At 67.4% G+C, this 13,787-nt stretch carries 11 protein-coding genes; 2 read left to right on the forward strand and 9 right to left on the reverse strand.

What is annotated here, in order from left to right; genetic code table 11:
- Positions 1-34: 34 nt before the first annotated feature.
- The 5 genes from ACY3GB_RS00255 to gloA2 all read right to left on the reverse strand — a co-directional run bounded on the left by ACY3GB_RS00255 (position 35) and on the right by gloA2 (position 5,738).
- Entirely contained in the window at positions 35-1,144 is a 1,110-nt protein-coding gene (locus ACY3GB_RS00255) for a PrpF domain-containing protein (RefSeq protein WP_463086923.1), read from the reverse strand.
- Entirely contained in the window at positions 1,144-2,367 is a 1,224-nt protein-coding gene (locus tag ACY3GB_RS00260) for a multifunctional CCA addition/repair protein (RefSeq protein ID WP_463086924.1), read from the reverse strand. The genes ACY3GB_RS00255 and ACY3GB_RS00260 overlap by 1 nt, the downstream gene beginning before the upstream one ends.
- 1 nt (position 2,368) lies before the next feature.
- The gene (locus ACY3GB_RS00265) at positions 2,369-3,310 is read right to left on the reverse strand and encodes a complex I NDUFA9 subunit family protein (RefSeq protein ID WP_463086925.1); all 942 of its coding nucleotides are present in this window, start codon (positions 3,308-3,310) and stop codon (positions 2,369-2,371) included.
- A 10-nt stretch (positions 3,311-3,320) separates the two neighbouring features.
- A complete protein-coding gene (locus ACY3GB_RS00270) occupies positions 3,321-5,210 on the reverse strand; it encodes a lytic transglycosylase domain-containing protein (protein WP_463086926.1) in 1,890 nt (629 codons plus the stop codon).
- Between the two features lie 129 nt (positions 5,211-5,339).
- Positions 5,340-5,738, reverse strand: a complete 399-nt coding sequence (gene gloA2, locus ACY3GB_RS00275) for an SMU1112c/YaeR family gloxylase I-like metalloprotein (protein ID WP_463086927.1) — start codon at positions 5,736-5,738, stop codon at positions 5,340-5,342.
- Positions 5,739-5,930: 192 nt separating this feature from the next.
- Here gloA2 and ACY3GB_RS00280 point away from each other — a divergent pair, with 192 nt between their 5' ends.
- Both ACY3GB_RS00280 and ACY3GB_RS00285 read left to right on the forward strand, forming a co-directional pair.
- Complete coding sequence (locus tag ACY3GB_RS00280; RefSeq protein ID WP_087698666.1) at positions 5,931-6,662, forward strand: redoxin family protein; 732 nt, start codon at positions 5,931-5,933, stop codon at positions 6,660-6,662.
- 144 nt (positions 6,663-6,806) lie between these two features.
- Positions 6,807-8,195 (forward strand): dihydrolipoyl dehydrogenase, encoded by a 1,389-nt coding sequence (locus ACY3GB_RS00285; protein WP_463086928.1) that lies wholly within the window; start codon positions 6,807-6,809, stop codon positions 8,193-8,195.
- 45 nt (positions 8,196-8,240) lie between these two features.
- Here the strand turns inward: ACY3GB_RS00285 and ACY3GB_RS00290 are convergent, their stop codons facing one another.
- The 4 genes from ACY3GB_RS00290 to ACY3GB_RS00305 form a co-directional block, all read right to left on the reverse strand.
- Positions 8,241-9,554 carry an MFS transporter gene (locus tag ACY3GB_RS00290; RefSeq protein ID WP_463086929.1) on the reverse strand — a complete coding sequence of 438 codons (1,314 nt, stop codon included), beginning with the start codon at positions 9,552-9,554 and terminating at the stop codon, positions 8,241-8,243.
- A gap of 72 nt (positions 9,555-9,626) precedes the next feature.
- A complete protein-coding gene (locus tag ACY3GB_RS00295; RefSeq protein WP_221666357.1) occupies positions 9,627-10,928 on the reverse strand; it encodes a nucleoside transporter C-terminal domain-containing protein in 1,302 nt (433 codons plus the stop codon).
- 182 nt (positions 10,929-11,110) lie between these two features.
- A complete protein-coding gene (ccoS, locus tag ACY3GB_RS00300) occupies positions 11,111-11,281 on the reverse strand; it encodes a cbb3-type cytochrome oxidase assembly protein CcoS (RefSeq protein ID WP_463086930.1) in 171 nt (56 codons plus the stop codon).
- Positions 11,281-13,707, reverse strand: coding sequence for a heavy metal translocating P-type ATPase (locus ACY3GB_RS00305; protein ID WP_463086931.1), 2,427 nt, complete (start codon positions 13,705-13,707; stop codon positions 11,281-11,283). The genes ccoS and ACY3GB_RS00305 overlap by 1 nt, the downstream gene beginning before the upstream one ends.
- Between the last annotated feature and the right edge of the window lie 80 nt (positions 13,708-13,787).

Here is a 13,787-nt window from a genome sequence, read left to right on the forward strand (position 1 = left end):
GACGGCCCGGCAGCCGGCGGGAGGGGGCGGCTGTTCAGTCCAGCGGGATGAACACCTCGCCGCGCATCAGCGGTCGCGCGGTGCGGGTCATCACCACCTCGTCCACTTTCCAGCCCAGCGAATCCAGGCCCAGCACGGCTTCCAATGTCAGCCGGCCGCTGGGGTGGCTGAAGGTCAGCGGCATGCCGCGCACGGGGCCGCCGGCCAGTTCGGCCGGCAGCGTGCCCTCGGTGGCGCAGGCGCAGGCGAGCGCGATGGCGTCGGTGCCGGGGTAGGCGGGATGCAGCTTGCCCATCGACAGCGCGCGGGCGTGCAGCGCGCAGTCCGGATCGCCGTCCGGCGACAGGAAGCTGATCTTGGGCGTGGCCGGATATTCGCGTCCGGCGGCGAAGATGTCATCGGCCAGGCCGATGGCCACCGTGGCCGCGGCGCGCGCCATCTCCAAGCGGCGCATGATGGCGGGATCGATCTCGGCGGCGGTTTCGCGGCCCTTCAGGCCGAAGTCGCGGGCGCGGACGAACAGGGTGGGATTGCCGGCGTCTATCAGGGTGGCGTCCACCTGGCTGCCGTCGGGCAGCTTCAATTTGTCCATCAGCAGGCCGGTGGGGAACATCTCGCTGCAGTCGCCTGCGGGGTCCAGATAGCGCAGCCGGATCGGCGCGCCGGGGAAGGCGACGCCGTCGATGCGGAAGTCGCCCTGCCAGACGGCCTGGCCTTCGAATATTTCCAGCTCGGCCAGGATGCGCTTGCCGACATTGGCCTGCCAGATGGCGATGGTGGCGACGCCATCCTCCGGCCGGGCGAGTTTTTCCATCACGGCGAATAGCGGCACGGCGGCGGCCAGATTGCCGCAATTGCCTGACCAGTCTATCCGCGCCTCGTCGGTGAACACGTGGCCGAACAGCGCGTCCACGTCGCAATCGTCGCGGCGGGAAGGGCTGACGATCACCACCTTGCTGGAGCGGGTGGTGCCGTTGCCCAGGCCGTCGGTTTGCCGGCCGTAAGGATCGGGACTGCCGATCGCGCGCAACAGCAAGCTTTGCCATTGCTCGGTGTCGTCGGGCAGCGCGTCGGCCCGGATGAACAGGCCCTTGCTGGTGCCGCCGCGCATCAGCGTGGCGGGAAGGCGATAGTCAGTGTCCATCAGTCCTCCTTCCATTCCTCCTTGCACTTGGAGATGACGGCGATGCGCGCGGCGTCTATCGTGGCCGGAATGGCGGCCTTGTCGGCGCAGCCGGCGGCTATGGCGCCGGCATCAATTTGCAGCGTAGCAGCCAGTTGCGCGCGCAGGTAGTCCTTTTGCGGATAGGGCGCGTTTTCGAAGTTCAGCCGGCCGCGGGCATCGGCCAGGCAGGTGTCCAGCATCTGCAGGAAGCGCTCGGGCCGGCGCAGCGCGTCGCAGTCCTTGAGCAGGCGCAGCACGGTTTCCGGCTTCAGCTCCAGCGCCCGGTGAACCTTGGTGTGATGCACCATGGTGATGTGGGCGAGATCGCGGCAATCGTTGGGCACGCGCAGCCGGCGGCACAGTTCCGACAGCGGCGCGATGCCGCCTTCCTCGTGGCCGATGTGGCGCGGCAGCACGTCGGCCGGGGTCAGCGCCTTGCCCAGGTCGTGGCCCAGCGCGGCGAAACGCACCGCCAGCGGCTGGCCGGCCGCCGCGGCGTAATCGAGCACGCGCATCACGTGGTCGCCGCAATCTATCTCGGGGTGGTAGTCGGCGCGCTGCGGCACGCCGAACAGGGCGTCCACCTCGGGCAGGATGCGCGCGAGCGCGCCGCACTCCCGCAGCGTCAGGAACATCCGCGAAGGCTTGTCTTCCATCAGCCCCTTGGCCAGCTCCTGCCACACCCGCTCCGCGACCAGCGCGTCCGCCTCGCCGTCGTCCACCATCTGCCGCATCAACGCCATGGTTTCCGGCGCGACCGCGAAGTCGAAGCGGGCGGCGAAGCGCGCCAGCCGCAGGATGCGCACCGGGTCTTCGGCAAAGGCTGGGCTGACGTGGCGCAGCAGGCGCGCCTTCAGGTCCGCCTGGCCGCCGTACGGGTCGGTCAGGCTGCCGTCGGCCGCCTCGGCGATGGCGTTGATGGTCAGGTCGCGCCGGGCCAGGTCTTCTTCCAGCGTCACATCGGGCGAGGTGTGGAAGGTGAAGCCGTGGTAGCCCCTGGCCACCTTGCGCTCGGTGCGGGCCAGCGCGTATTCCTCATGGGTTTCCGGATGCAGGAACACCGGAAAGTCCTTGCCCACCGGGCGATAGCCCTGCGCCAGCATGTCGTCCGGGGTGGCGCCTACCACCACCCAATCCCGGTCCTTGACCGGGAGGTTCAGCAGGCGGTCGCGCACGGCGCCGCCGACGATGTAGATTTCCATCTCAGCGCGCCGCCTTCTCGCGGTAGCGGGACGCGGTGTCGTTGCGGCCGCGGCCGGCCAGCCAGCCCGGGGCCAGCGCCGACAGCGCGGCGGGCTCGAAGCCCAGCAGGGCGGACGGGAAAGGCTGGTCGCTGACATTGTCCCATCGCAGCGAGCGCACGTTGTCGCGGCTCATCAGCGTCGGGCCCGGCAGCCATTCCATCAGCGCCGCCTGCAGCATGGCCAGGCTGTCGGGCAGGCCGACCACCGGACGCGGATGGCCGCTGGCGCGGCCGGCCAGCCGGGCCAGATCGGCCAGGGTATGGGTCTCCGGGCCGGCCAAATCCAGCTTTTTGCCGACGGTTTCCTTGCGCGCCAGGCATTCGCACGCCGCGCGGGCGACGTCTTCCACCCATACCGGCGCCATTTTGCATCCGGCGCCGGCCAGGGGCAGCACGGGCAGCAGTTTTTGCAGGCCGGCGAACATATTGAGAAAGGCGTCATCGCAGCCAAATACCACCGATGGGCGCAGGATGGTCCAGTCCAGTCCGCTGGACTCCACCGCCAGCTCGCCCAGCGCCTTGGTCTGCTGGTAGTCGCTGGGCGCGTCCTGGGCGGCGCCCAATGCGCTGACGTGCAGCAGCCGGCGCACATGCTGCCGCTGGCAGGCGGCGACGATCTTTTCCGGCAACTGGGCGTGGGCTTTTTCAAACTGGGCCCGGCTGCCGTGCAGGATGCCGACCATGCTGACCACCGCGTCGTGGCCATCGACCAGCTTGGCCAGCTGGGCCGGGTCGTGGATGTCGGCGGAAACCAGCTCGGCCGACGGCAGCACGCGGAAGCCGGGCGGCGGGGCGCGGCGGCTGGCGATGGTGAGCCGGTGGCCGCGGCTGGCCAATTGGGCCGCCAGATGGCGGCCGATGAAGCCGCTGCCGCCTATCAGGCAAATTCTCTGCGAGCTCATGTCGTTTTCCTCAGCGCGCCGGCACGATTCCCATGCGGTTTCTCAGGGAGATGTTGGCATGGCCGAAGGTGCTGGAGTAGTAGGCGGCGTTGGCCATCACTTTCTGCACGTAATCGCGCGTTTCGCTGAAGGGGATGGTCTCGGCGTAGATGGTGCCGTCCAGGGCGCGGTCGGCCTGCCAGTTGCGGGCGCGGCCGGGGCCGGCGTTGTAGGCGGCGGTAGCCATCACCTGATTGCCGGACAGGTTGTCCAGCACGTAGCGCAGATACCAGGTGCCGAGCTGGACGTTGGTGTCGATGTCGTTGACCGCGAAGTGGGTGAGGCCGATCTTCTTGGCCGCCCATTTGGCGGTGGCGGGCATCAGCTGCATCAGGCCGGAGGCGCCGACGCCGGAGCGGGCCATGGTGATGAAGCGGCTTTCCTGGCGGATCAGGCCGTAAACCCAGGCATCGTCGATATCCAGCTGGCGCGCGTATTTCTGCGTGACTTCGCGGTAAGGCGTCAGGTAACGCAGCGAGAAGTCATGTTCCTCCTTGGTGCGCTCGGCGCTGTATATCGCCATGTCGTAGAAGTTTTCCTTGCGCGCGATCTCGGCGGCGGCCAGCAGCTCCATGTCGTTGCGGCCGCGCATCGCCCAGCGCCATTCACGCTGCGCGTCGGTGCGGAACTCCGGCTTGGTGTAGATTTCGGCGACGTTGAGCAGCGCCAGCGAGCGGCGGATGGCGGGGTCGGCCTTCATCCGGGCGACGTCATCGCTGCTCGGACCGGTTTTGCTGGCGGACGCGGACAGGCTATTGCCCAGCTCCTCCAACGACAGCAGCGCGTAATAGTTGTGGCCGACGCTGGCCTGGCTGAACAGCGGCGCCGCTTCGGCCGGCTTGCCCTGTTGTTTCAGCGAACGCGCCAGCCAGTAGCGCCAGGCCGGCTTGCTCGCCACTTCCTGGGGCATGCGGCGGATGATGCCGTCCAGCTGGCTCCATTGCTCCAGCCGCAGCGCCGAGCGCGCCCACCATTCCCACTGATCGGTGGTCAGCTGGCGCGGGTCGGCCTTTTCAAACCATTGCAGCGCCTGGCCGGCTTGCTGCTTGCGGGCGGACAACAGCGCCAGCTGGCCCCAGCCGAAGCCAGCGCGATCGGGCGTCAGCTGGCTTTCCACGCGGGACAGCATCGCCGCCGCGCCGCTCAGATCGGTTTTGCCCTTGCGCACCGCGTCGTAGAGGATGGCCTCCTGGCCGCCCGGTGTGTCCGGACTGGCGAGGGAGGGCTTGTTCAGCGCGGCGTTGTCCAGCGGCAGCTGGGTATCGCTGGCCAGCTGGCGCGCCTGGGTGAGGTAGTTGCCGGCCAGCAGCAGGCGGGCGCGGCGCCATAGCCAGTCCTGGCTCAGCGCGCCGCGGGCATAGGCCATGTCTATCAGCCGGTTGCAGCCGTCGGGCGCCGGCTTGCCTTCCAGGAAGCGATCCAGATTGTCCGGCTTTTGCCCCTGGCGCAGCTGCAGCAGTTGGCCGTAGCAATTGGACTCCTCGTCGCGGCCGTCGGCCGGCAGTTTTTTCCATTCATTGGCGAAGGCGGTCCAGTCCTCGCGCAGGCCCAGCTTCTTCACCCACTCATTGCGTATCCGTTCCGGCATCAAGCCTTCCGGCACCCGGGACAGGAAGCGCTGCACCTGGGCGTCGTCGTTGCGTTCCAGCGCCTTCCAGGTTTGCCAGTATTCCGGATAGTCCTTCAGCGGGTAATTGTCGGGCAGCTTGTCGCCCAGGCTGGCCAGCTTGGCCAGATCGTTGGCGCGGAAGGCGTCGCGGGCGGCGAGCAGGGTGTCGTCGGGGCCGGCCAGCGCAGGCAGGGCGGCGCCTAGGGCCAGGGTCAGGCCCGCCAGGCGGATGGGGGTGGTCAAAGCTTTCATTTGCGTTCCGTCTGTTGGGGTCTCCGCGCCGACTGGCGGCGCGGCGGCGGCGGGGCGTCCCGCGCGCTCAATGCTTGTTTCAATATGACAGGCCGCGGCGCAGAGCGCTCGCTTTCGATGGCCCGCGTTTCAGGCCGCCGGGGCGGCCTGGTAGAACTCGATCGGCAAGTCGTCCGGATCGGCGCAGAAGAAAAAGCGCGCGCCGGTGTATTCGTCCACCCTGATGGCTTCCACGCTCACGCCCTGGTCTTGCAGATGGCGGCGCAACGCTTCCGCGTCATCGCAGGCCAGCGCCAGGTGGCGCAGGCCGCATGCCTCCGGCCGGCTGGGGCGGGGCGGCGGGGAGGGGAAGCTGAACAGTTCGAGCTGGCCGCCGCCCGGCAGCGCCAGGTCCAGCTTCCAGGACTGTCTTTCCTCGCGCCAGTTCTCGGCGATGACTTGAAAACCGAGCGCGCGGCAGTAGAAGTCGCGCGAGCGCGCGTAGTCGGAAGCGATGATGGCGACGTGGTGCAGGCCGGTGATATGCATGGCTGTTGAGGCTGGGTGTTGCCGGATGCCGCCATTTTAGCGTCGCTGCGGGCGGGCTGCCCAGCGGCGGATATGGGCATTGAAAAAGACAATCAGAAGTCTTGCGACAATCAATTAGACGAATTTTGCTATGACTATCAAAATGCACGCATCGATAGCTAACAACCGCAGTCAACCCTCAAGGAGATAGCCATGCTGCAAAATCGTGAAGGCCAACGCGTACCGAACGTCACTTTCCGCATCCGTGAAAACAACGAGTGGAAGAATGTCACCACCGCCGAACTGTTCGACGGCAAAACCGTCGCGCTGTTCTCGCTGCCGGGCGCGTTCACCCCGACCTGCTCTTCCACCCACCTGCCGCGCTTCAACGAACTGGCGCCGGCCTTCTTCGCCAACGGTGTGGACGCCATCCTGTGCGTGTCGGTCAATGACACCTTCGTGATGAACGAATGGGCCAAGGACCAGGAAGCGCAGAACATCGTGATGATTCCGGACGGCAACGGCGACTTCACCGAAGGCATGGGCATGCTGGTGGACAAGCAGGACCTGGGCTTCGGCAAGCGCAGCTGGCGCTACTCGATGCTGGTGAAGGACGGCGTGGTGGACAAGATGTTCATCGAGCCGCAAGAGCCGGGCGACCCGTTCAAGGTATCCGACGCCGACACCCTGCTGAACTACATCAACCCGAGCGCCAAGAAGCCTGACCAGGTCGTGGTGTTCACCAAGGTGGGTTGCCCGCACTGCGCCCGCGCCAAGGCCGTGCTGGCCGAAAACGGCTACGACTTCGTCGAGGTGCCGCTGGACAACAAGATCCGCGGCAAGGCGCTGGGCGCCGTGTCCGGCGCGATGACCGCCCCGCAGGTGTTCATCAACGGCGAGCTGATCGGCTCCGCCGACGAAGTGGAAAAGCGCTTCGCCAAATAAGACGTTCGACTCCGGCGGCTTCGGGCCCTGACGCCGCCGGATGGCTTGGGCCGGTACTCCTGCCGGCCGTTTTTTCCAGCCGGGATGCGGGACGGCATGCGCGGCGTGCCGCGCCGCATCCCCGCCAGATAGAGGATAAGAACCATGAAAACCATCCACATCGACGTAGCCGTCATCGGCGCCGGCACCGCCGGCCTCGCCGCCTACCGCGCAGCCAAGGCCGGCGGCGCTTCCGCCCTGATCATCGAAGGCGGCCCTTACGGCACCACCTGCGCCCGCGTCGGCTGCATGCCGTCCAAGCTGCTGATCGCCGCCGCCGAAGCCGCCCATCATGCGAACCATACTGATATGTTCGGCGTGCACGTCGATGGCGACGTCCGCATCGATGGCCGCGAGGTGATGGCGAGGGTGCGCAGCGAGCGCGACCGCTTCGTCGGCTTCGTGGTGCGCGGCGTGGAGGGCATTCCGGCCGAGGACAAGCTGTCCGGCTACGCCCGCTTCGTCGACAACACCACGCTGCAAGTGGATGACCACACCATTGTCCAGGCCCGGCGGGTGGTGATCGCCACCGGTTCGTCACCTGCCATTCCGGCGCCGTTCAAGGCCTTCGGCGACCGGCTGATCGTCAACGACGACGTATTCGACTGGGACACGCTGCCGCAAAGCGTGGCGGTGTTCGGCCCCGGCGTGATCGGCTTGGAGCTGGGCCAGGCGCTGTCCCGGCTGGGCGTGCGGGTGCGCGTGTTCGGCGTGGGCGGCGGCGTGGGGCCGCTGTCCGATCCCGCGGTGCGCGACTACGCCCGCCGGGCGCTGTCCGAACAGTTCTACCTGGACCCGGAAGCCAAGGTGCTGGAAATGGCCAACGACGGCGACGCCGCGCGCATCCGTTATGTCAATCTGGACGGCGCGGAAGTCGAGGAGCGTTTCGACTACGTGCTGGCCGCCACCGGCCGCGCGCCCAATGTCCGCGGCCTGGGGTTGGAAAATACCAGCGTGCGGCTTGATGCCCGCGGCGTGCCGCTGTTCGATCCGGAAACGCTGCTGTGCATCGGCGCGCCGGTGTTCATCGCCGGCGACGCCAACAACATCCTGCCGCTGCTGCATGAGGCGGCCGACGAGGGCAAGACCGCCGGCGTCAACGCGGCCCGCTATCCGGACGTGGCGCCTGGCCTGCGCCGCTCCACCATCGCGGTGGTGTTTTCCGATCCGCAGATGATGATGGTGGGCCGCCGCTTCGCCGATCTGCCGGAGGGAGGCTTCGTCGTCGGGGAGGTCAGTTTCGAGGACCAGGGCCGCAGCCGGGTGATGGGCGTCAACAAGGGCTTGCTGCACGTGTATGCCGACAAGGCGACCGGCCGCTTCCTGGGTGCCGAGATGATAGGCCCGCGCGCCGAGAACCTGGCGCATCTGCTGGCCTGGAGCCATCAGCAGGGGCTGACCGTCGAGCAGATGCTGGACATGCCGTTCTACCATCCGGTGATAGAGGAAGGCCTGCGCACCGCGCTGCGCGATGCGGCGGCCAGGTTGGCTTGATGTTCGATGCAATGAAAAAAAACGGGGCTTCTGCCCCGTTTTTTTTCATTCCTTCTTCAGCAGCGCGCGCGCCCAGCTGAAGCGTTCGCGCCAGATCACCGGCGCGCGCCAGGCCAGGTGGGCGGTGGCCAGGATGTTGAGCGCGGCCACGGCCAGCAGCAGCATCGAGATGCTGTCGTACCATTTCAGCATCAGCGCGCTGCCGATGGCGGCGGCTACCATGTAGAAGCCATTGATGATGTTGTTGGCCGCCACCGCCTGCGAGCGGAAGGCGTCCGGGCTGCCGGTTTGCAGCCAGGTGTACAGCGGCACGGTGAAGAAGCCGCCGAAGAAGCCCAGCAGCGTCACGTCGACGATGGCGCGCCAGCTGCCGGCCTTGGCCAGGAACGCCGGCAGCGCGGCTAGCGGGCCGTGGTAGGACGGCATCGCGCCCAGTGCCAGATCGCCGCCGAACACGGTCATGCCGGCGCTGCCCAACAGCACGATGCCCAGCTGCAGCTTGCCGCGCGACAGCTTGGCGCAGGCGATGGAGCCGGCGCCGATGCCGATGGAGAACAGCGCCAGCAGCAGGGTGTAGACGTCGGCGTCGCCGCCTAGGTGCAGGCGGGTGAAGGTGGGCAGCTGGGTGGTGTAGACCGCGCCCATCAGCCAGAACCAGGAAATGCCCAAGATCGAGCAGCGCACGTCGTGGATGCGCCAGGCTTCGCGAATCAGCCGCACCGAATCGCCGAGGAAATTCCACGACAGCTTCAGGTGGGGCGCGCCGGGCGCGACCGAAGGCATGGTGGCGCTGCTGAAGTAGCCGAGGATGGCGACCAAGAGCAGCGCGCCGACGATCAGCAGCGCGCCGCTGTGGGTGAGCAGGCTGCCGCTGAGCTGGCCCAGCAGGATGGCGAGGAAGGTACCCATCTCGATCAGGCCGGTGCCGCCCACCAGCTCATGCTCCTTCAGGTATTGCGGCAGCACCGAGTATTTCAGCGGGCCGAAAAAGGCCGAGTGCACGCCCATCAGGAACAGCGCGGACAGCAGGATGGCGGCGGACTTCAGCAGGAAGCCGGCACCGGCCACCAGCATGATGACGATCTCGGCCAGCTTGATCATGCGCGCGATGCGGGCCTTGTCGTAGCGCTCGGTCAGCTTGCCGGCGCTGGCGGAAAACAGGAAGAAGGGCAGGATGAAGATGCCGGCGGCCAGGTTGACCAGCTGCTGCGGCGGCATGCCCATCATTTCAAGACCATGGAAGCTGATCAGCACCACGATGGCGGTTTTCAGCATATTGTCGTTGAAGGCCCCGAGGAACTGGGTGCCGAACAAGGGCAGGAAGCGCCGGGTGGCGAAGAAGGAGAAGTCAGCTTTCACGATGGCCGGTTATGAAAAAGGCGGGAACCGCATGCTAACGGATTCCCGCCTCGCTGTCAGTCGCGGCTCAGCTTAGAACAGCGATAGCCACAGGCCGCTGGCGGTGGCGGTCATGAAGCCGGTGAGGATGGACGCCGCCAGCGCGCGCATGCCGATATTGGCCAGCTCCTGCTGGCGCTCCGGCGCCAGCGCGCCGATGCCGGCCACGCAGATGCCCACCGACGACAGGTTGGAGAAGCTGGCCAGCGCGAAGGTGGAGATCATCACCGTTTGCGCCGACAGCGTGCCGGCGGCCTTCATCTTGGCCAGATCCAGGTAGGCGATGAACTCGTTGAGCACGATCTTCTGCCCCAGCAGGCTACCCACGCCCAGCGTCTCGTTCCAGCCTATGCCCATCAGGAAGGCGAACACGCGGAACACCTGGCCCACCAGGTATTGCAGCGTCAGGCCGTCGAACATGCCGTGGGTGGATGCCTGGATGGCGGCGTTGACGCCCAAGAGTTCGCCCAGGCCGTCCTTGACCAGGAAGTTGGCCAGCGCGATCAGCGCCACGATGGCCAGCAGGATGGTGGCGACGGCGGCGGCCATCTTCATGCCGTCCAGCGCGCCGGTCACCACCGCGCTGACGAAATTGCCCTCGCTCTTTTCCTTGGACGACTGCAGCTTGCTGCTGGACAGCGCGTCAGGCGTGGTTTCCGGGAACATGATTTTGCAGAACACCACCGCGCCGGCCGCGTTCATGCAGGAGGCGGTCAACAGATAGGTGGCGAAGCGCGCCTGCTCGGCGGCGTCCGATCCGCCGAGAAAGGCGACGTAGGCCGCCAGCACGCCGCCCGACAGCGTGGACATGCCGGCGATCATGATGCAGGCCAGCTCGGAGCGGGTCATGTGGCGGATGTAGGGGCGGACCAGCAGCGGGGCCTCGGTCTGGCCGAGGAAGATGTTGGCGGCGGCCACCACGCTTTCCGGGCCGGAAATGCCCATGCTGCGCTTCATCGCCCAGGCCAGGCCGGCGACCACGCGCTGCAGGATGCCGAAATGGTAGAGCAGGGCGCTGAAAGCCGAGAAGAAGATGATCACCGGCAGTACGGTGAAAGCGAACAGGAAGCCCAGTTTGCCGCTGGGTTTGGCCAGATCGCCGAAGATGAAGCCCGCGCCGTCGCCGGCGAAGCTCAGCACCTTGGCGAAGCCGGCGCCGAAGGCGGAGAAGCCGTGGTGGACGGCGGGCACGTAGTTGATCAGCAGGAACAGGCCGTTCTGGATGGCGAGGCCGATCAGCACGGTGCGCCAGTTCACGGCGCGGCGATTGGTGGAGAACAGGTAGGCGGCGGCGACGAGAAGCAGCATGCCGGCCAGTGCTTGGATGGTATTCACGGAGGCCCTTGGACTAGCGATGGGCGGCGTGTCGGCGTCCGTCCAGTCCGGGATGCCTTCCGCCGCGCCAAATCATGATTGGCTAATGCTTGAAGGCGCGGCATTTTACAGCAAAAGGCCATCTCCCTGAAAGGGAAATGGCCCGTTTCGGCGCATTTTACCCGGATGGGGTGGGCGGGCGGTCAGCGCGGCGGCTTGTCCTCGTCGTGAGTGGCGTCGTCGTCCATCAGAATGCGGTGGGCCGGGCCTTGCATGTCATCGAATTGGCCGGAGCGGGTGGCCCACCAGAAAATGGCGCCGATCACGAAGACCAGCACCAGGCTGAGCGGGATGAGCAGGTAGAGGCTTTCCATCAGGGATTCCGTTTGACGAGACGCAGCGCGTTGCCGACCACCAGCAGCGAGCTCAAGGCCATGCCCAGGCTGGCCAGCCAGGGCGTGACGTGGCCCAGCATCGCCAGAGGCAGCGCGACGACATTATACCCGGCCGCCCAGATCAGGTTTTGCCGGATCACCGCCAGCGCGCGCCGGCTCAGCGCCAAAGAGTCGGCGATCAGGCTCAGCCGGTCGCCCATCAGCACCATGTCGCCGCTGGCGCGGGCGACGTCGGTGCCGCCGCCCATGGCGATCGACACGTCGGCGCGCGCCAGCACCGGCGCGTCGTTGACGCCGTCGCCCACCATCAGCACCCGCCGCCCGCTGGCCTGCAGCGCGGCGACGTAGGCGAGCTTGTCCTCCGGCGTCGCGCGCGAGCGCCATCGCGTGATGCCGAGCCTGGCGGCCAGGCCGGCCACCGGGCCTTCGCCGTCGCCGCTGAGCAGATGGACGGCCAGGCCGCGGCGAGTCAATTCGGCCACCAGCGCCGCCGCGTCGTCGCGGCAGGCGTCGCCGATGGCGAAGCGGGCCTGCACGCCGTCGGCGTCGGCCAGCAGCACCTGGGTGCAATCCGGCTGCCAGCCGGCGTCTTCGTCCACCTCATGGCCCAGCCAGGCGGCGATGAAGGGCGCCGAGCCCAAGCGCCACTCGCGGCCATCGACGACGCCGGCCACGCCGCCGCCGGGATGGTTGATCACGCCGTCCGCCTGCGGCCTGTCCGCCGGCGCGGCCGCCAGGATGGCCTGGGCCAGCGGGTGCTCGGACCCCTGTTCCAGCGCGGCGGCGACGGCCAGCGCGCGGTGCGCGTCCAGCGGGCCTCGCGTTTTCAGCAGCCGCATCTGGCCGTGGGTGAGGGTGCCGGTCTTGTCGAATACCGCGTCGTCTGCCTTGGCCAGCGTTTCCAGCGCGTGGCCGCGGGTGGTCAGCACGCCCAGCGAGGCCAGGCGTCCGCTGGCGGCGGTGAGCGCGGCAGGCGTGGCCAGCGACAGCGCGCAGGGGCAGGAAATCACCAGCACCGCCACCATGATCCACAACGCGCGGTCCGGGTCTATGAAATGCCAGGCCAGATAGCTGCCGGCGGCGGCCAGCAGCAGGAAGGCGACGAACCAGCTGGCGAAGCGGTCGGCCAGCACCGCCAGCCTCGGCTTCTCCGCCAGCGCCTGGTCCAGCAGCCGCACGATGCCGGCCAAGCGGGTGGACTGGCCAACCTGCTCGATGCGCAGCACCAGCGGGCTGGAGGTGTTGACGCTGCCGGCGATCACCGCGTCGCCCGGCGTTTTGGCGATGGGGCGGCTCTCGCCGGTGAGCAGCGATTCGTTGCTGGCGCTGCGGCCATCCAGCACCACGCCGTCGGCGGGAATGGTTTCGCCGGGTTTGACCAGGATCACGTCGCCGGGATTCAGGCCGGCCACCGTGGCCTCGCGGCTGTCCCGGCTTTGCGGCCAGCCGTCCAGCCGGTGGGCGAAGGCCGGCACCAGCTTGACCAGGCTTTCGCTGGCGGCGCCGGCCTTGCGGCGGGCGATGCCTTCCAGGTAGCGGCCGCCCAGCAGCAGGAACACGAACATCGACACCGAGTCGAAGTAGATGCCGTGCTCCACCTTGTGGATCAGCGCCCAGAAGCTGGCGGCGAAGGCGGTAAGGATGCCGATGCTGACCGGCGTGTCCATGCCGACGCGGCCGGTCTTCAGGTCGCGCCAGGTGTTGCGGTAGAAGGGCAGGGCCGAGTACAGCAGCACCGGCAGCGTCAGGATGAAGCTGGACCAATGCAGCAGCCACAGGAAGTCGGGCGCGATGTCGCCGTCCGGCGCCAGATAGACCGGCACCGCGTACATCATCACCTGCATCATCGACAGGCCGGCCACCCACAGCCGGGTCAACGCCTGCTTGCGCTCCTTCTGTTGCAGCTTTTCCTGGCGGTCGGCGTCGTAGGGATGGGCGCGGTAGCCTATCGCCGCCACCGCCTCCAGAATGGCGGACAGCTGCACCCGGCCGTTGTCCCAGCGCACGCGGGCGCGCTGAGTGCTGTAATTGATGTCTACGCCCAGCACGCCGGGCAGGCGGCGGATGTGCTGCTCGTTCAGCCAGATGCAGGCGGCGCAGGTGATGCCTTCCAGCATCAGCGAGGCTTCGCGGACATTCGCATCCTCGACGCGGACGAAGCCGCGCTGCAGCTCCTCGCTGTCGTACAGCTTGATCTGCTCCAGCACCGCCTGCGGCAGCGCTTCGGCGCGAGCCGCGCCCTCGGTGCGGTGCTTGTAGTAGTCGGCCAGGCCGGATTCGATGATGGTGGCGGCCACCGCCTGGCAGCCGGCGCAGCAGGCGGGTTCTTCGCGCTGGCGGTAGAGGATGGGGAAGCTGGCGCCGGCGGGCACCGGCAAACCGCAATGGAAACAGTTCTCGCTCATGACGTAGGATTGTAATCAAAGCCGGCGCGCAATGCTTGATCCAGCGCATGGCAATGTTTTTCGATGCGGATTATTTCAAC

Source organism: Chromobacterium sp. Ag138 (genome assembly GCF_055181315.1).

Bases quoted from the DNA above. Each gene is read 5' to 3' on its own strand.
- ACY3GB_RS00255 (WP_463086923.1), bottom strand. From the start codon at position 1,144: ATGGACACTGACTATCGCCTTCCCGCCACGCTGATGCGCGGCGGCACC.
- ACY3GB_RS00260 (WP_463086924.1), bottom strand. From the start codon at position 2,367: ATGGAAATCTACATCGTCGGCGGCGCCGTGCGCGACCGCCTGCTGAAC.
- ACY3GB_RS00265 (WP_463086925.1), bottom strand. From the start codon at position 3,310: ATGAGCTCGCAGAGAATTTGCCTGATAGGCGGCAGCGGCTTCATCGGC.
- ACY3GB_RS00270 (WP_463086926.1), bottom strand. From the start codon at position 5,210: ATGAAAGCTTTGACCACCCCCATCCGCCTGGCGGGCCTGACCCTGGCC.
- gloA2 (WP_463086927.1), bottom strand. From the start codon at position 5,738: ATGCATATCACCGGCCTGCACCACGTCGCCATCATCGCTTCCGACTAC.
- ACY3GB_RS00280 (WP_087698666.1), top strand. From the start codon at position 5,931: ATGCTGCAAAATCGTGAAGGCCAACGCGTACCGAACGTCACTTTCCGC.
- ACY3GB_RS00285 (WP_463086928.1), top strand. From the start codon at position 6,807: ATGAAAACCATCCACATCGACGTAGCCGTCATCGGCGCCGGCACCGCC.
- ccoS (WP_463086930.1), bottom strand. From the start codon at position 11,281: ATGGAAAGCCTCTACCTGCTCATCCCGCTCAGCCTGGTGCTGGTCTTC.
- ACY3GB_RS00305 (WP_463086931.1), bottom strand. From the start codon at position 13,707: ATGAGCGAGAACTGTTTCCATTGCGGTTTGCCGGTGCCCGCCGGCGCC.